Source organism: Phycicoccus ginsengisoli, assembly GCF_054779295.1.
Genome location: NZ_BAAGYN010000011.1, coordinates 25328 through 38775, shown reverse-complemented (window position 1 = coordinate 38775; position 13448 = coordinate 25328). Strand labels below are relative to the sequence as shown.

The 13448-nt window shown below is 68.5% G+C and carries 25 protein-coding genes and 1 pseudogene; all 26 read right to left on the bottom strand.

Annotation, left to right across the window (positions count from 1 at the left end):
* Positions 1 to 14: 14 nt before the first annotated feature.
* Positions 15 to 419 (bottom strand): 30S ribosomal protein S11, encoded by a 405-nt coding sequence (gene rpsK / locus ACYVDO_RS16950; protein ID WP_310154356.1) that lies wholly within the window; start codon positions 417 to 419, stop codon positions 15 to 17.
* A complete protein-coding gene (gene rpsM, locus ACYVDO_RS16945; RefSeq protein WP_460938039.1) occupies positions 419 to 796 on the bottom strand; it encodes a 30S ribosomal protein S13 in 378 nt (125 codons plus the stop codon). The genes rpsK and rpsM overlap by 1 nt, the downstream gene beginning before the upstream one ends.
* 233 nt (positions 797 to 1029) lie before the next feature.
* Positions 1030 to 1143, bottom strand: coding sequence for a 50S ribosomal protein L36 (gene rpmJ / locus ACYVDO_RS16940; protein WP_010148647.1), 114 nt, complete (start codon positions 1141 to 1143; stop codon positions 1030 to 1032).
* Between the two features lie 59 nt (positions 1144 to 1202).
* Entirely contained in the window at positions 1203 to 1424 is a 222-nt protein-coding gene (infA, locus tag ACYVDO_RS16935) for a translation initiation factor IF-1 (RefSeq protein ID WP_006946284.1), read from the bottom strand.
* A gap of 204 nt (positions 1425 to 1628) precedes the next feature.
* Positions 1629 to 2471, bottom strand: coding sequence for a type I methionyl aminopeptidase (gene map / locus ACYVDO_RS16930; RefSeq protein ID WP_460938037.1), 843 nt, complete (start codon positions 2469 to 2471; stop codon positions 1629 to 1631).
* Positions 2471 to 3046 (bottom strand): adenylate kinase, encoded by a 576-nt coding sequence (locus ACYVDO_RS16925; RefSeq protein ID WP_325104820.1) that lies wholly within the window; start codon positions 3044 to 3046, stop codon positions 2471 to 2473. The genes map and ACYVDO_RS16925 overlap by 1 nt, the downstream gene beginning before the upstream one ends.
* Positions 3047 to 4360 (bottom strand): preprotein translocase subunit SecY, encoded by a 1314-nt coding sequence (gene secY, locus ACYVDO_RS16920; protein ID WP_325104821.1) that lies wholly within the window; start codon positions 4358 to 4360, stop codon positions 3047 to 3049.
* Between the two features lie 235 nt (positions 4361 to 4595).
* On the bottom strand, positions 4596 to 5111 hold the full coding sequence (gene rplO, locus ACYVDO_RS16915; protein ID WP_460938034.1) for a 50S ribosomal protein L15: 516 nt from the start codon (positions 5109 to 5111) through the stop codon (positions 4596 to 4598).
* Positions 5112 to 5113: 2 nt separating this feature from the next.
* Positions 5114 to 5296 carry a 50S ribosomal protein L30 gene (gene rpmD / locus ACYVDO_RS16910; protein WP_020143226.1) on the bottom strand — a complete coding sequence of 61 codons (183 nt, stop codon included), beginning with the start codon at positions 5294 to 5296 and terminating at the stop codon, positions 5114 to 5116.
* Positions 5296 to 5946 (bottom strand): 30S ribosomal protein S5, encoded by a 651-nt coding sequence (rpsE, locus tag ACYVDO_RS16905; RefSeq protein WP_310154247.1) that lies wholly within the window; start codon positions 5944 to 5946, stop codon positions 5296 to 5298. The genes rpmD and rpsE overlap by 1 nt, the downstream gene beginning before the upstream one ends.
* Positions 5947 to 5986: 40 nt before the next feature.
* Entirely contained in the window at positions 5987 to 6361 is a 375-nt protein-coding gene (rplR, locus tag ACYVDO_RS16900; protein ID WP_460938031.1) for a 50S ribosomal protein L18, read from the bottom strand.
* A gap of 3 nt (positions 6362 to 6364) precedes the next feature.
* A complete protein-coding gene (gene rplF, locus ACYVDO_RS16895; protein WP_460938029.1) occupies positions 6365 to 6901 on the bottom strand; it encodes a 50S ribosomal protein L6 in 537 nt (178 codons plus the stop codon).
* Between the two features lie 11 nt (positions 6902 to 6912).
* Positions 6913 to 7311 (bottom strand): 30S ribosomal protein S8, encoded by a 399-nt coding sequence (gene rpsH, locus ACYVDO_RS16890; protein ID WP_310154238.1) that lies wholly within the window; start codon positions 7309 to 7311, stop codon positions 6913 to 6915.
* An 89-nt stretch (positions 7312 to 7400) separates the two neighbouring features.
* Positions 7401 to 7586, bottom strand: a complete 186-nt coding sequence (locus ACYVDO_RS16885; RefSeq protein ID WP_035902511.1) for a type Z 30S ribosomal protein S14 — start codon at positions 7584 to 7586, stop codon at positions 7401 to 7403.
* Position 7587: 1 nt separating this feature from the next.
* Positions 7588 to 8157 (bottom strand): 50S ribosomal protein L5, encoded by a 570-nt coding sequence (gene rplE, locus ACYVDO_RS16880; RefSeq protein ID WP_460938026.1) that lies wholly within the window; start codon positions 8155 to 8157, stop codon positions 7588 to 7590.
* 5 nt (positions 8158 to 8162) lie between these two features.
* Positions 8163 to 8513, bottom strand: coding sequence for a 50S ribosomal protein L24 (gene rplX, locus ACYVDO_RS16875; RefSeq protein WP_460938024.1), 351 nt, complete (start codon positions 8511 to 8513; stop codon positions 8163 to 8165).
* 3 nt (positions 8514 to 8516) lie between these two features.
* The gene (gene rplN, locus ACYVDO_RS16870) at positions 8517 to 8885 is read right to left on the bottom strand and encodes a 50S ribosomal protein L14 (RefSeq protein WP_154684475.1); all 369 of its coding nucleotides are present in this window, start codon (positions 8883 to 8885) and stop codon (positions 8517 to 8519) included.
* 139 nt (positions 8886 to 9024) lie between these two features.
* Positions 9025 to 9315 carry a 30S ribosomal protein S17 gene (gene rpsQ / locus ACYVDO_RS16865; RefSeq protein WP_460938022.1) on the bottom strand — a complete coding sequence of 97 codons (291 nt, stop codon included), beginning with the start codon at positions 9313 to 9315 and terminating at the stop codon, positions 9025 to 9027.
* A complete protein-coding gene (gene rpmC / locus ACYVDO_RS16860) occupies positions 9312 to 9560 on the bottom strand; it encodes a 50S ribosomal protein L29 (protein WP_310154220.1) in 249 nt (82 codons plus the stop codon). Before rpmC ends, rpsQ begins: the two co-directional genes overlap by 4 nt.
* Positions 9560 to 9979: a 50S ribosomal protein L16 gene (gene rplP / locus ACYVDO_RS16855; protein ID WP_056883301.1), complete on the bottom strand. Its 420-nt coding sequence runs from the start codon at positions 9977 to 9979 to the stop codon at positions 9560 to 9562. Before rplP ends, rpmC begins: the two co-directional genes overlap by 1 nt.
* A 5-nt stretch (positions 9980 to 9984) precedes the next feature.
* Positions 9985 to 10806 (bottom strand): 30S ribosomal protein S3, encoded by an 822-nt coding sequence (gene rpsC / locus ACYVDO_RS16850; RefSeq protein WP_460938019.1) that lies wholly within the window; start codon positions 10804 to 10806, stop codon positions 9985 to 9987.
* Positions 10806 to 11174: a 50S ribosomal protein L22 gene (rplV, locus tag ACYVDO_RS16845; protein ID WP_460938224.1), complete on the bottom strand. Its 369-nt coding sequence runs from the start codon at positions 11172 to 11174 to the stop codon at positions 10806 to 10808. Before rplV ends, rpsC begins: the two co-directional genes overlap by 1 nt.
* A 32-nt stretch (positions 11175 to 11206) precedes the next feature.
* Positions 11207 to 11488: a 30S ribosomal protein S19 gene (gene rpsS, locus ACYVDO_RS16840; protein ID WP_460938017.1), complete on the bottom strand. Its 282-nt coding sequence runs from the start codon at positions 11486 to 11488 to the stop codon at positions 11207 to 11209.
* Between the two features lie 15 nt (positions 11489 to 11503).
* Positions 11504 to 12340 (bottom strand): 50S ribosomal protein L2, encoded by an 837-nt coding sequence (rplB, locus tag ACYVDO_RS16835; protein ID WP_460938015.1) that lies wholly within the window; start codon positions 12338 to 12340, stop codon positions 11504 to 11506.
* A 35-nt stretch (positions 12341 to 12375) separates the two neighbouring features.
* Positions 12376 to 12681, bottom strand: coding sequence for a 50S ribosomal protein L23 (gene rplW, locus ACYVDO_RS16830; RefSeq protein WP_460938013.1), 306 nt, complete (start codon positions 12679 to 12681; stop codon positions 12376 to 12378).
* Between the two features lie 83 nt (positions 12682 to 12764).
* Positions 12765 to 13448: pseudogene (gene rplD, locus ACYVDO_RS16825) on the bottom strand (50S ribosomal protein L4); the annotation flags it as partial.

Here is a 13448-nt window from a genome sequence, read left to right as displayed (position 1 = left end):
TCCTGTCCCGTAGCTCAGACGCGCCGGCGCTTGGGCGGGCGGACACCGTTGTGCGGCGAGGGGGTGACGTCGCTGATCGCGCCGACCTCGAGGCCGGCGGCGGTCAGGGACCGGATGGCGGTCTCACGACCGGAGCCCGGGCCCTTGACGAAGACGTCGACCTTGCGCATGCCGTGCTCCATGGCGCGGCGGGCGGCGGCCTCCGCGGCCATCTGCGCGGCGTACGGGGTGGACTTGCGCGAGCCCTTGAAGCCGACCTGGCCGGCAGAGGCCCACGAGATCACCGCACCGGTCGGGTCCGTGATCGAGATGATGGTGTTGTTGAACGTGCTCTTGATGTGGGCCTGGCCCACGGCGACGTTCTTCTTCTCCTTGCGGCGCACCTTCTTGGCGCCCGCGGTACGGCTCTTGGGGGGCATTACTTACCAACCTTCTTCTTGCCGGCGACGGTGCGCTTCGGGCCCTTGCGGGTGCGAGCGTTCGTCTTCGTGCGCTGACCGCGCACCGGGAGACCGCGGCGGTGACGAAGGCCCTCGTAGGAGCCGATCTCGACCTTGCGGCGGATGTCAGCGGCGATCTCGCGTCGGAGGTCACCCTCGTGCTTGACGTTCGCCTCGATGTAGTCGCGGAGCTTGACCAGGTCCTCGTCCGTGAGCTCACGGACGCGGGTGTCGGGGTTGACCCCCGTGGTGGCCAGGGCCGCCTGGGCGGTCGTGCGACCGACCCCGAAGATGTAGGTGAGAGCGACCTCGACGCGCTTCTCGCGCGGCAGGTCCACACCGACAAGACGTGCCATCTTGTGGATTCCTTTGGTTGTCCCGGAGGTCTGGAGCAGTACCGGTCCGGGCTGGGTCCCGAGGTCTGCCTCGGGGCACCGGTCCCCGGCCTCCGGGCCGGGGGTGACGTCCTGGTCGGTGTGGGAACACCGCGCACAGGGGCCGGGTACTGCAGTTCTTCACTTGTGCGTCTCGCGAAGCTGCGAGGTCGTGCGGGGTCCGGGTCCGCGGGCGGTCCCGGTGGTGGAGCTGCTCAGCCCTGGCGCTGCTTGTGGCGCAGGTTCTCGCAGATCACCATGACCCGGCCGTGACGGCGGATCACCTTGCACTTGTCGCAGATCTTCTTGACGCTCGGCTGGACCTTCATAGCCTCTGCTTCAGTCGATCTGGCACTGTCGACCCGGGTGGGCCGCCAGGTGTTGCTGTTCAGCGGTAGCGGAAGACGATCCGGCCACGGGTCAGGTCGTACGGGCTGAGCTCCACCACCACGCGGTCCTCGGGGAGGATCCGGATGTAGTGCTGACGCATCTTCCCCGAGATGTGCGCGAGAACCTTGTGACCGTTGGTCAGCTCCACCCGGAACATGGCGTTCGGGAGAGCCTCGACGATCGTGCCCTCGATCTCGATGACACCGTCCTTCTTGGCCATAGCCTCCACAATCTGCTGTCGTGTCCACCCGGACGGCGGACACACGAATACGGCGCGCAGGTCGCGCACCGACGCATCAGTCTACGCCAGACCCCCGCTGAGCACGAAATCGTGCTCGGACCCCACTTGTTGCCACCAGATGCCCACCGCCCACTCGAAACGGCCGCCCCGTGACCACCTACTGGCAACAGTGGGAAAGGGCAGTCAGCCGAGGGGGGCGAAGGGGACGCCGGCGGCCTCGAGCCGCTCCTGGCCCCCGTCCAGGGCGGTGAGCACCCAGAGGCCGTCGTCGGTGACGGCCACGGAGTTCTCCCAGTGCGCCGCCCGGGACCCGTCGGTCGTCACGACGGTCCAGTCGTCCTCGAGGACGCGGGTGTCGGCGCTGCCGAGGGTGACCATCGGCTCGATGGCGACGGTCAGCCCGGACCGCACCGTGGGGCCCCGGTCGCGCACGCGGTAGTTGGGGACCTGCGGGTCCTGGTGCATCTCGGTGCCGATGCCGTGGCCGACGTAGTCCTCGACGATGCCGTACTCGCGCCCCGACCGCTCGCCCGCCTCGACGAGGCTGTCCTCGACGGCGGCGCCGACGGCATACAGCGACTCGCCCACCGCCAGGGCGGCGATGCCGGCCCACATCGAGTCCTCGGTGGCGTCGATGAGCTCGAGGTCCTCGGGCCGGGCGGCGTCGCGCCCGCCGACGACCAGGGACAGCGCGGCGTCACCGTGCCACCCGTCCACGATGGCACCGCAGTCGATCGAGATGAGGTCGCCCTGCTCGAGCACCCGACCGCCGGGGATGCCGTGCACGACCTCCTCGTTGACCGAGGTGCACAGGCTGCCGGTGAAGCCGTGGTAACCCAGGAAGGACGGCGTCGCGCCGCAGCCGCGGATGTGCTCCTCCGCCAGCTCGTCGAGCTGGCGGGTGGTCATGCCCGGACGCACCGTCTGGGCCATGAGCTGGAGGGTCTGGCCGACCACCAGGCCGGCCCTGCGCATCCGCAGGAGCTGGTCGGGGGTCTTGGTGTCGAGTCGGGACCTGCCGAACATCAGGACGACGCAGCCCCTCGCAGCGCCGCGCTGATCCGCTCGAACACCTCGTCCACCGTGCCCATGCCGTCGACCTGCACCAGCAGGCCGCGGCCGGAGTAGACCTCCGTCAGGGGTGCCGTCTCGCGACGGTAGATCGCCTGCCGCTCGCGGATGACCTCCTCGGTGTCGTCGTCGCGCCCCTGCTCCTCGGCGCGCTTGAGCAGCCGCTGGACCACGGCGTCCTCGTCGACGGTGAGCTCGAGCACGGCCTCGAGGCGGTGGTCGTGCTCGGCGAGGATCGCGTCGAGGGCGTCGACCTGGGCAGCGGTGCGCGGGTACCCGTCGAGCAGGAAGCCCTGCTCGGCGTCGGCCTCGAACAGGCGGTCGCGCACGATCGCGTTGGTGATCTCGTCGGTGACGTAGCCACCGGAGGCGAGCACCTCCTTGACCTGCAGGCCCAGGGGGGTCTCGTTCTTGATGTTGGCGCGGAAGATGTCACCCGTCGAGACGGCCGGGATGCCGAACTCGGCGGCGATCTTCGCGGCCTGCGTGCCCTTACCGGCACCGGGCGGGCCGAGGATGATGAGGCGCATTTACCGGAGGAACCCTTCGTAGTGACGCTGCTGCAGCTGGGACTCGATCTGCTTCACGGTCTCCAGCCCCACACCGACGATGATGAGGATGGAGGTGCCACCGAACGGGAAGTTCTGGTTGGCGTTGACGAGCACCAGCGCGATGAGCGGGATCAGCGAGATGAGGCCGAGGTAGATGGCCCCGGGGACCGTGATGCGGGTGAGCACGTAGTCGAGGTACTCGGCCGTGGGTCGCCCGGCGCGGATACCTGGGATGAAGCCGCCGTAGCGCTTCATGTTGTCGGCGACCTCGACCGGGTTGAACGTGATCGACACGTAGAAGAACGTGAAGAACAGGATCAGCGCGATGTACGTCGCCATGTAGATCGGGTGGTCACCCCGCACGAGGTGCTGCTCGACCCACGTCACCCAGCCGGCCTGGTCACCGGTGGCCGACCGGTTGAACTGTGCCACCAGCGAGGGCAGTGCGAGCAGCGAGGAGGCGAAGATCACGGGGATGACGCCGGCCATGTTGACCTTGAGCGGGATGTAGGTCGAGGTGCCGCCGTACATCTGGCGGCCCACCTGCCGCTTGGCGTACTGGACCGGGATCCGCCGCTGGCTCTGCTCGACGAAGACCACCAGGGCGATGATGAGGAAGCCCAGCAGGATGACGCCGACGAAGACGTCCCAGCGGCCGTCCTGCTGCTGGATCGCCCACAGCGAGCCGGGGAACGAGCTGGCGATGGAGGTGAAGATCAGCAGCGACATGCCGTTGCCGATGCCCTTGTCGGTGACGAGCTCACCGAGCCACATGACGACGCCGGTGCCGGCGGTCATGGTGAGGACCATGATGACCAGGGTCGGGATCGACTCGTTGGGCAGGATCTTGGTGCAGTCCGGCCCGAACAGGGCCGAGGGGTTCTGCGCGAACGTGATGAGCGTCGAGGACTGCAGCACCGCCAGGCCGATGGTGAGGTACCGCGTGTACTGCGTCATCTTGGTCTGGCCCTGCTGGCCCTCCTTCTTGAGGGCCTCGAACCGCGGGATGACCACGGTGAGCAGCTGCACGATGATGCTGGCCGTGATGTACGGCATGATCCCGAGCGCAAAGATCGACAGCTGGAGCAGCGCGCCGCCGCTGAAGAGGTTTGCCAGGCCCAGCACGCCGGAGTTCTTCGGCGCGCTCTTGATGCAGGCCTGCACGGCCGAGTAGCTCACGCCCGGGACGGGCACGTGCGAGCCCAACCGGAAGATCACGATGATGAAGAGCGTGAACAGCAGCTTCCTGCGCAGGTCCGGCGTCTTGAACGCGCGGGTGAAGGCGGTGAGCACAGGTCCTCCTGGTGGCGCGGGTATCTCCCGCGGGAACGGTCAGGCAATCCCGAGAACGATACCCCGGGAGTCTCGCAGCGCCGTACGGGCAGGCGTTTCGAGGGGCGTGGCCCGCACGCAGGGGCGCCGGCTGCACGCGGCGAGCGGTCCGTGCCGCGGCGCACGAGGCGCCAGACACGTATGCCGCGGGCTCACCGAGTCGTGAGCCCGCGGCATACGTCGTGGTGCAGGGTGGTCAGGCCGAGGCGACCGAGCCGCCGGCGGCCTCGATCTTCTCCTTGGCGCTGGCCGAGACCGCGTCGACGGTCACGGCGACCTTGACGTCGATCTCGCCGGTGCCGAGCACCTTGACCGGGTAGCCGTCACGGACGGCACCCTTGGCCACGAGGTCGGCGACGGTCACGTCACCACCCTGGGGGTAGAGGGCGGAGAGGCGGTCGAGGTTGACGACCTGGTACTCCACCTTGAACGGGTTCTTGAAGCCGCGCAGCTTCGGCAGCCGCATGTGCAGCGGCATGGCGCCACCCTCGAACCGCTCGGGCACCTGGTAGCGGGCCTTGGAGCCCTTGGTGCCACGACCGGCGGTCTTGCCCTTGGAGCCCTCACCGCGACCCACGCGGGTCTTGGCGGTCTTGGCACCGGGGGCCGGACGCAGGTGGTGCAGCTTGAGGGCCGAGCCCTCCGAGGCCTTGGCCTCGGGAGCCGCAGCCTTGGCGGCGGGCTTCTTCGCAGTGGCCTTCTTCTCGGCCATGGTCAGTCAACCTCCTCGACGGAGACCAGGTGGGTCACCGTCTTGACCATCCCGCGGATCTCGGGACGGTCCTCCTTGACGACGACGTCGCCAATGCGCTTCAGACCGAGGCTGCGCAGGGTGTCGCGCTGGTTCTGCTTGCCACCGATCTCGGAACGGGTCTGGGTCACCTTCAGACGAGCCATCAGGCACCAGCCTTCGCGGCCTCGCGGCCGGCGGCCTGGGCGCGCAGCATGGCAGCCGGCGCGACCTGGTCGACCGGCAGGCCACGACGGGCGGCCACGGCCTCGGGACGCTCGAGGCCACGCAGGGCCTCGACCGTCGCGTGGACGATGTTGATGGCGTTGTCCGAGCCCAGGGACTTGGAGAGCACGTCGTGGATGCCGGCGCACTCCAGCACCGCACGCACCGGGCCACCGGCGATGACACCGGTACCGGGGGCGGCGGGACGGAGCATGACGACGCCCGCGGCGGCCTCACCCTGGACGGGGTGCGGGATGGTGCCCTGGATGCGCGGGACCTTGAAGAACTGCTTCTTGGCCTCCTCGACACCCTTGGCGATCGCCGCGGGGACCTCCTTGGCCTTGCCGTAGCCGACGCCCACGGTGCCGTCGCCGTCACCCACCACCACGAGGGCGGTGAAGCTGAAGCGGCGGCCACCCTTGACGACCTTGGCCACGCGGTTGATGGTCACCACGCGCTCGACGTACTGGCTCTTCTCGGCCTGGTCGCGACCGCCGTCACGACGGTTGTCACGACCGCCGCGGCGGTCGCCGCGCTCGCCGCGGTTGTCGCCGCCGGCGGCGCCGGTGCCTCGACGCTGGGGTCCGGGCATCAGATGTTCCTCATCTCAACGGTTGCGGTGTTCATGGCGGTCACAGGGCCAGCCCACCCTCGCGGGCGCCCTCGGCGATCGCGGCGACCCGGCCGTGGTAGCGGTTGCCACCCCGGTCGAAGACGACGGCCTCGACGCCGGCGCTCTTGGCGCGCTCGGCGAGCAGCTCGCCGACCTTGCGCGCCTTCGCGGTCTTGTCGCCCTCGAAGGTGCGCAGGTCCGCCTCCATCGTGGACGCCGACGCGACGGTCTTGCCGACCGTGTCGTCGACGATCTGCACGAAGACGTGGCGCGACGAACGCGACACGACCAGGCGCGGACGGACGGTGGTCCCGGTCACCTTCTTGCGCAGGCGCAGGTGACGACGTCCGCGCGCGGCGGACTTGCCCTTGGCTCGCTTGACGGTCATTGCCATGGCTTACTTACCAGCCTTTCCGACCTTGCGACGGATGTGCTCGCCCGCGTACCGCACGCCCTTGCCCTTGTACGGGTCGGGCTTGCGGAGCTTGCGGATGTTCGCGGCAACCTCGCCAACCAGCTGCTTGTCGATGCCCTGGACCGCGAAGCGGGTGGGGTTCTCGACGGCGAAGGAGATGCCCTCGGGGGCCTCCACGGTGATGGGGTGGCTGTAGCCGAGCGCGAACTCCAGGCTGCCGCCCTTGTTGGCCACGCGGTAGCCCGTGCCGTGGATCTCCATCTTCTTCTCATAGCCCTCGGTGACACCGAGGACCATGTTGTTGATGAGCGACCGGGTCAGGCCGTGCAGGGCACGGGACTGGCGCTCGTCGTTGGGGCGCTTCACCTCGACGGTGCCGTCGGCCTGCTCGACGGTGATGGGCTCGGCCACGACGTGGCTGAGCTCACCCTTGGGGCCCTTCACCGTGACGGACTGGCCGTCGATGGTGATGTCGACACCGCTCGGGATGGCGACCGGAAGTCGTCCGATTCGCGACATGTCGAATCCCCTTACCAGACGTAGGCGAGGACTTCCCCGCCCACACCCTTGGTCGCGGCCTGGCGGTCCGTGAGGAGGCCAGACGAGGTGGAAATGATGGCCACACCGAGGCCGCCGAGCACCTTGGGCAGGTTCGTCGACTTGGCGTAGACGCGCAGACCGGGCTTGGAGACACGGCGCACGCCGGCGATGGAACGCTCGCGGTTGGGGCCGTACTTCAGCTCGATGGTCAGCGTCTTGCCGACCTCGGCGTCCTCGACCTTCCAGCCGGCGATGTAGCCCTCGGCCTGGAGGATCTCGGCGATGTGGGACTTGAGCTTGGAAAACGGCATGGAGACTGCGTCGTGGTGCGCCGAGTTGGCGTTCCGGACGCGGGTCAGCATGTCCGCAATCGGGTCAGTCATGGTCATGGGCTTCTCCGCCCTCTCTCACCGCGGTTTCACTGCGCCTGTCGCGCAGCGACCTTCGATGTAGAAGAAATTCGTGGATGGGTGGGGTCTTACCAGGAGCTCTTGGTCACGCCGGGGAGCTCGCCGCGGTGGGCCATCTCCCGCAGGCAGATCCGGCACAGGCCGAACTTGCGGTAGACCGAGTGCGGACGGCCGCAGCGCTGGCAGCGCGTGTAGCCGCGGACCTTGAACTTCGGCTTCTTGTTGGCCTTGTTGACCAGGGCGGTCTTCGCCATGTCAGTTCTCCTTGAAGGGGAAGCCGAGCGCCTTGAGCAGGGCGCGGCCCTCGTCGTCGTTGGTGGCCGTGGTCACCACGGTGATGTCCATGCCACGCACGCGGTCGATCCGGTCCTGGTCGATCTCGTGGAACATCGACTGCTCGGTCAGGCCGAAGGTGTAGTTGCCCTTGCCGTCGAACTGCTTCGGCGACAGGCCGCGGAAGTCGCGGATGCGGGGCAGCGCGACGGACACGAGCCGGTCCAGGAACTCCCACATGCGGTCGCCGCGCAGCGTGGTGTGCGCACCGATCGGCATGCCCTCGCGCAGCTTGAACTGCGCGATCGACTTGCGGGCCTTGGTCACCAGCGGCTTCTGGCCGGTGATGGCGGACAGGTCGCGGATGGCGCCCTCGATGAGCTTGGCGTCCTTGGCGGCGTCGCCGACACCCATGTTGACGACGACCTTGACGACGCCGGGCACCTGCATGACGTTCGCGTAGCCGAACTGCTCGAGCAGCTGGCCCTTGATCTCGTCGGAGTATCGCGTCTTCAGGCGCGGGGCCGACTTCTCGGCGATGGTGTCAGTCATGTTCCTCACAGGTCCTTGCCCGAGCGCACCGCGACACGGGTGCGGCTCGCCTTCTCACGGCCGCCACGCTCGACGGTCTCGACGCGGGTCTTGACCCGGGTCGGCTTCTTGTCGGACGGGTCGACGATGGCCACGTTGCTCACGTGGATCGCGGCCTCCTGGACGACCAGGCCACCGGTGCGGGTGCCGCGGGCCGACTGGCCGGCCTTGGTGTGGCGGGTCACCCGGTTGACGCCCTCGACCAGCACGCGCTGGGTCTCGGGGTACACCGCGATGACCTTGCCCTGCTTGGCCTTGTCCTTGCCCGTGAGGACCTGGACGAGGTCGCCCTTCTTGATCTTCATCTTTGCAGCCATGGCTCAGAGCACCTCCGGCGCCAGCGAGATGATCTTCATGAACTTCTTCTCACGCAGCTCGCGGCCCACGGGGCCGAAGATGCGGGTGCCACGCGGGTCGCCGTCGCCCTTGAGGATGACGGCGGCGTTCTCGTCGAACTTGATGTAGCTGCCGTCCGGACGCCGGCGCTCCTTGGTGGTGCGCACGATGACCGCCTTGACGACGTCGCCCTTCTTGACGTTGCCGCCCGGGATGGCGTCCTTGACGGCGGCGACGATCACGTCACCGATGCCGGCGTAACGACGACCCGAGCCACCGAGAACACGGATGCACAGGATCTCCTTGGCACCGGTGTTGTCGGCGACGCGCAGTCGCGACTCCTGCTGGATCACTTCTCACTCCTGTCGTCGAGCTGGTTCTCACCCTCGGGCGAGCCTGGCCGAACTGTGGTGGTCTTGGTCCGGTCCCGCAGCCGCCCTTCCGGGGAGGGGCGGCCGCGCGGGCCGGGGATGCGGGCGAGCCCGCAGGTGCTTACTTGGCCTTCTCGAGGATCTCGACGACACGCCAGCGCTTGGTGGCCGACAGCGGTCGCGTCTCCATGATCAGGACGCGGTCACCGATGCCGGCGGCGTTCTGCTCGTCGTGCGCCTTGACCTTGCTCGAGCGACGGATGACCTTGCCGTAGAGCGCGTGCTTGACGCGGTCCTCGACCTCGACCACGACGGTCTTGTCCATCTTGTCGCTGACCACGTAACCCTGGCGGGTCTTGCGGTAGTTGCGGTCGGTCGCCGTCACGGCCCCATCCTTCACGTTCTCACTCATGCCGACTCCTCCGTCGTGGCCGGAGCCTGTCCGATCCCGAGCTCGCGCTCACGCAGCTCGGTGTAGATGCGGGCGATGTCCTTGCGGACCGCGCGCAGCCGGCCGTGGTTGTCCAGCTGGCCGGTGGCCGACTGGAAGCGGAGGTTGAACAGCTCCTCCTTGGCCTTGCGCAGCTCGTCGACCAGGCGGTCGTCGTCGAGACCACGCAGGTTCTCCGACGTCAGGTCCTTGGATCCGACTGCCATCAGATGTCACCACCCTCACGCCGAACGAAGCGGCACTTCATCGGGAGCTTGTGCATCGCCAGACGCATGGCCTCGCGGGCCACCTCCTCGGAGACACCCGAGACCTCGAACATGACGCGGCCGGGCTTGATGTTGGCGATCCACCACTCGGGGGAGCCCTTGCCGGAACCCATGCGGGTCTCGGCCGGCTTCTTGGTCAGCGGGCGGTCCGGGTAGATGTTGATCCACACCTTCCCACCACGCTTCATGTACCGGGTCATGGCGATACGAGCGGACTCGATCTGGCGGTTGGTGACGTAGGCGGGCTCGAGGGCCTGGATGCCGTAGTCGCCGAACGCGATCTTGGTGCCGCCCTTGGCAGCGCCCGAGCGACCCGGGTGGTGCTGCTTGCGGTGCTTGACTCGACGAGGAATCAGCATGGCGGTCAGGCCTCCTCAGTGGCAGCCGGAGCGGTCGCCTCGGGGGCGGTCGCCTCGGCGGCGGTCGTCTCGGTGGCGGCCGGGGCGTCGGTCCGCTCGCGACGGGCGCGGGCAGGACGGTCGGCGCCGTCGCGACGCGGGCCACGGCTCGGACGCGGGGCGGCAGCCTGCTGCTGCGCCAGCTCACGAGCGGTGACGTCGCCCTTGTAGATCCAGACCTTCACGCCGATGCGGCCGAAGGTGGTGCGGGCCTCGTAGAAGCCGTAGTCGATGTTCGCGCGGAGGGTGTGCAGCGGCACGCGACCCTCGCGGTAGAACTCGGTGCGGGACATCTCGGCGCCGCCGAGGCGACCCGACACCTGGACCCGGATGCCCTTGGCCCCGGCGCGGGTGGCGGACTGCATGCCCTTGCGCATCGCACGACGGAAGGACACACGGGCCGAGAGCTGCTCGGCGATGCCCTGGGCGACCAGCTGCGCGTCGATCTCGGGGTTCTTGACCTCGAGGATGTTCAGCTGCACCTGCTTGCCCGTGAGCTTCTCGAGCTCGCCGCGAATGCGGTCGGCCTCGGCGCCACGGCGACCGATGACGATGCCCGGGCGCGCCGTGTGGATGTCCACGCGGACGCGGTCACGGGTGCGCTCGATCTCGACGCGGGAGATGCCGGCCCGCTCCATGCCCTCGGACATGAGCTTGCGGATCGCGACGTCTTCCTTGACGTAGTCGCGGTAGCGCTGGCCCTCCTTGGTGGAGTCAGCGAACCAGCGGCTCTTGTGCTCGGTGGTGATGCCGAGGCGGAAGCCGTGCGGGTTGACCTTCTGGCCCATTAGCGGGTGCCTCCCTTGGTGGTCTTCGGCGTGACGACCACGGTGATGTGGCTGGTGCGCTTGTTGATGCGGGCCGCGCGGCCCTGGGCCCGCGGGCGGAACCGCTTCATCGTCGGGCCCTCGTCCACGAACGCCGCGCTCACGACGAGGTTGCGCTCGTCGAACGCCTCCGACAGCTTGTCCGCCTTGACCCGGGCGTTGGCGACGGCGCTCTCGAGCACCTTCTTGACCGGGTCGGACGCGGACTGCGGAGCGAAGGTGAGCACCGCGACGGCCTCGGTGACCTGCTGGCCACGGATGAGGTCGACCATGCGGCGGGCCTTCATCGGCGTGACGCGCACGTGGCGCGCGACGGCCTTGGCTTCCATCACGTTGTCCTTGTTCTCAGTGGAGGCGGCCATCAGCGACGACGCCCCTTCTTGTCTTCCTTCACGTGACCCTTGAACGTGCGGGTCGGCGCGAACTCACCGAGCTTGTGGCCGACCATCGACTCGGTGACGAACACCGGGACGTGCTTGCGGCCGTCGTGCACGGCGAAGGTGTGGCCGAGCATGTCGGGCGAGACGACCGACCGACGCGACCAGGTCTTGATGACGTTCTTCGAACCCGCTTCGTTCTGGGCGTCCACCTTCTTCTGCAGGTGGTCGTCGATGAAGGGGCCCTTCTTCAGACTGCGAGGCATGTTTCCAGGCTCCTATCAGCGCTTCTTGCCAGTACGGCGGCGACGGACGATCATCTTGTCGCTCGGCTTGCCGGGGCGGCGGGTGCGGCCCTCGGCCTGACCCCACGGGCTGACCGGGTGGCGACCACCGGAGGTCTTGCCCTCGCCACCACCGTGCGGGTGGTCCACCGGGTTCATGGCGACACCGCGGACCGTCGGGCGCTTGCCCTTCCAGCGCATGCGGCCGGCCTTGCCCCAGTTGATGTTGGACTGCTCGGCGTTGCCCACCTCGCCGACCGTCGCGCGGCAGCGCAGGTCGACGTTGCGGATCTCACCGGACGGCATGCGCAGCTGGGCGTACGGGCCGTCCTTGGCGACGAGCTGCACGCGGACACCGGCCGAGCGGGCGATCTTCGCGCCGCCACCGGGCTTGAGCTCGACGGCGTGGATGACCGTACCGGTCGGGATGTTGCGCAGCGGCAGGCTGTTGCCAGGCTTGATGTCGGCGCCGGCGCCGTTCTCGATCGCCATGCCCTGCTCGAGGCCGCGGGGGGCCAGGATGTAGCGCTTCTCGCCGTCGGCGTAGTGCAGCAGCGCGATGCGGGCGGTGCGGTTGGGGTCGTACTCGATGTGAGCGACCTTGGCCGGCACGCCGTCCTTGTCATGGCGACGGAAGTCGATGACGCGGTAGGCACGCTTGTGGCCACCACCGATGTGGCGGGTCGTGATCCGGCCGTTGCTGTTGCGGCCGCCCGACTTGCTCAGGGGGCGGACCAGCGACTTCTCCGGCGTGGAGCGAGTGACCTCGACGAAGTCGGCGACGCTGGAGCCACGACGCCCGGGCGTCGTCGGCTTGTACTTGCGGATACCCATGTTTCGAAGTTCCTTACGTCTCTTCAGCGTGTCCGTCAGGCGCCGGCACCGAAGATGTCGATCGAGCCCTCGCGGAGGGTGACGATCGCACGCTTGGTGTCCTTGCGCTTGCCGATGCCGAACCGCGTGCGGCGGGTCTTGCCGATGCGGTTGAGGGTGTGGACGGAGTCGACCTTGACGTTGAAGACGCGCTCGACAGCGATCTTGATCTCGGTCTTGTTCGCACGCGGGTCGACGATGAAGGTGTACTTGCCCTGGTCGAGCAGCGAGTACGACTTCTCCGACACCACGGGCGCGATCAGGATGTCGCGCGGGTCCTTGCCTGCAGCGAGGGTGCTCACTTCGTCTCCTCCTCAGCCGCCTCGGCCTCGACGGCCTTGGTGGCGGTGGCCTTCTTGGCAGCGGCCTTCTTCGCGGGGGCCTTCTTCGCAGCCGGCTCCGCGGGGGCCGCCTCGACGGCGACCTCGGTCTCGACGACCTCGGCCTCGACGCCGCCGACCGGCTGGGCCCCGTTGACGAACGCGTCGAGGGCGGCCTTGGTGAAGACCACGTCGTCGGCGCACAGCACGTCGTAGGTGTTGAGCTGGTCGGCCACGATCACGTGCACGCCCTCGACGTTGCGCACCGACTTCAGCGACACGATGTCGCTGCGGTCGAGCACGACGAGCAGGTTGGCACGCGTGGTGAGGCCGGCGAGCAGGGCGACGGCGTCCTTGGTGGACGGGGCGTCAGCAGTCACCAGCGACTCGACCACGTGGACGCGGTCGTGCCGGGCCCGGTCGGAGAGGGCGCCACGCAGGGCGGCGGCCTTCATCTTCTTGGGGGTGCGCTGGGCGTAGTCGCGCGGCTGCGGGCCGTGGACGACGCCACCGCCGGCGAACTGCGGCGCGCGGGTCGAGCCCTGGCGGGCGCGGCCGGTGCCCTTCTGGCGGTACGGCTTGCGCCCACCACCGCGGACCTCGCCACGCGTCTTGGTGGCGTGCGTGCCCTGGCGGGCGGCAGCCATCTGCGCGACGACGACCTGGTGGATCAGCGGCACGTTGACCTGGACGTCGAAGATCTCGGCGGGCAGGTCCACGGAAACGGTCTTGGCAGTCTGGGTTGCCAT

Excerpts from the sequence above, each read along its gene's own strand:
- rpsK (WP_310154356.1), bottom strand. The coding sequence starts at position 419 with ATGCCCCCCAAGAGCCGTACCGCGGGCGCCAAGAAGGTGCGCCGCAAG.
- rpsM (WP_460938039.1), bottom strand. The coding sequence starts at position 796 with ATGGCACGTCTTGTCGGTGTGGACCTGCCGCGCGAGAAGCGCGTCGAG.
- rpmJ (WP_010148647.1), bottom strand. The coding sequence starts at position 1,143 with ATGAAGGTCCAGCCGAGCGTCAAGAAGATCTGCGACAAGTGCAAGGTG.
- infA (WP_006946284.1), bottom strand. The coding sequence starts at position 1,424 with ATGGCCAAGAAGGACGGTGTCATCGAGATCGAGGGCACGATCGTCGAG.
- map (WP_460938037.1), bottom strand. The coding sequence starts at position 2,471 with ATGTTCGGCAGGTCCCGACTCGACACCAAGACCCCCGACCAGCTCCTG.
- ACYVDO_RS16925 (WP_325104820.1), bottom strand. The coding sequence starts at position 3,046 with ATGCGCCTCATCATCCTCGGCCCGCCCGGTGCCGGTAAGGGCACGCAG.
- rplO (WP_460938034.1), bottom strand. The coding sequence starts at position 5,111 with ATGGCCGAGAAGAAGGCCACTGCGAAGAAGCCCGCCGCCAAGGCTGCG.
- rpmD (WP_020143226.1), bottom strand. The coding sequence starts at position 5,296 with ATGGCTCGTCTGAAGGTGACCCAGACCCGTTCCGAGATCGGTGGCAAG.
- rpsE (WP_310154247.1), bottom strand. The coding sequence starts at position 5,946 with ATGCCCGGACCCCAGCGTCGAGGCACCGGCGCCGCCGGCGGCGACAAC.
- rplR (WP_460938031.1), bottom strand. The coding sequence starts at position 6,361 with ATGGCAATGACCGTCAAGCGAGCCAAGGGCAAGTCCGCCGCGCGCGGA.
- rplF (WP_460938029.1), bottom strand. The coding sequence starts at position 6,901 with ATGTCGCGAATCGGACGACTTCCGGTCGCCATCCCGAGCGGTGTCGAC.
- rpsH (WP_310154238.1), bottom strand. The coding sequence starts at position 7,311 with ATGACCATGACTGACCCGATTGCGGACATGCTGACCCGCGTCCGGAAC.
- ACYVDO_RS16885 (WP_035902511.1), bottom strand. The coding sequence starts at position 7,586 with ATGGCGAAGACCGCCCTGGTCAACAAGGCCAACAAGAAGCCGAAGTTC.
- rplE (WP_460938026.1), bottom strand. The coding sequence starts at position 8,157 with ATGACTGACACCATCGCCGAGAAGTCGGCCCCGCGCCTGAAGACGCGA.
- rplX (WP_460938024.1), bottom strand. The coding sequence starts at position 8,513 with ATGGCTGCAAAGATGAAGATCAAGAAGGGCGACCTCGTCCAGGTCCTC.
- rpsQ (WP_460938022.1), bottom strand. The coding sequence starts at position 9,315 with ATGAGTGAGAACGTGAAGGATGGGGCCGTGACGGCGACCGACCGCAAC.
- rpmC (WP_310154220.1), bottom strand. The coding sequence starts at position 9,560 with ATGGCAGTCGGATCCAAGGACCTGACGTCGGAGAACCTGCGTGGTCTC.
- rplP (WP_056883301.1), bottom strand. The coding sequence starts at position 9,979 with ATGCTGATTCCTCGTCGAGTCAAGCACCGCAAGCAGCACCACCCGGGT.
- rpsC (WP_460938019.1), bottom strand. The coding sequence starts at position 10,806 with ATGGGCCAGAAGGTCAACCCGCACGGCTTCCGCCTCGGCATCACCACC.
- rplV (WP_460938224.1), bottom strand. The coding sequence starts at position 11,174 with ATGGAAGCCAAGGCCGTCGCGCGCCACGTGCGCGTCACGCCGATGAAG.
- rpsS (WP_460938017.1), bottom strand. The coding sequence starts at position 11,488 with ATGCCTCGCAGTCTGAAGAAGGGCCCCTTCATCGACGACCACCTGCAG.
- rplB (WP_460938015.1), bottom strand. The coding sequence starts at position 12,340 with ATGGGTATCCGCAAGTACAAGCCGACGACGCCCGGGCGTCGTGGCTCC.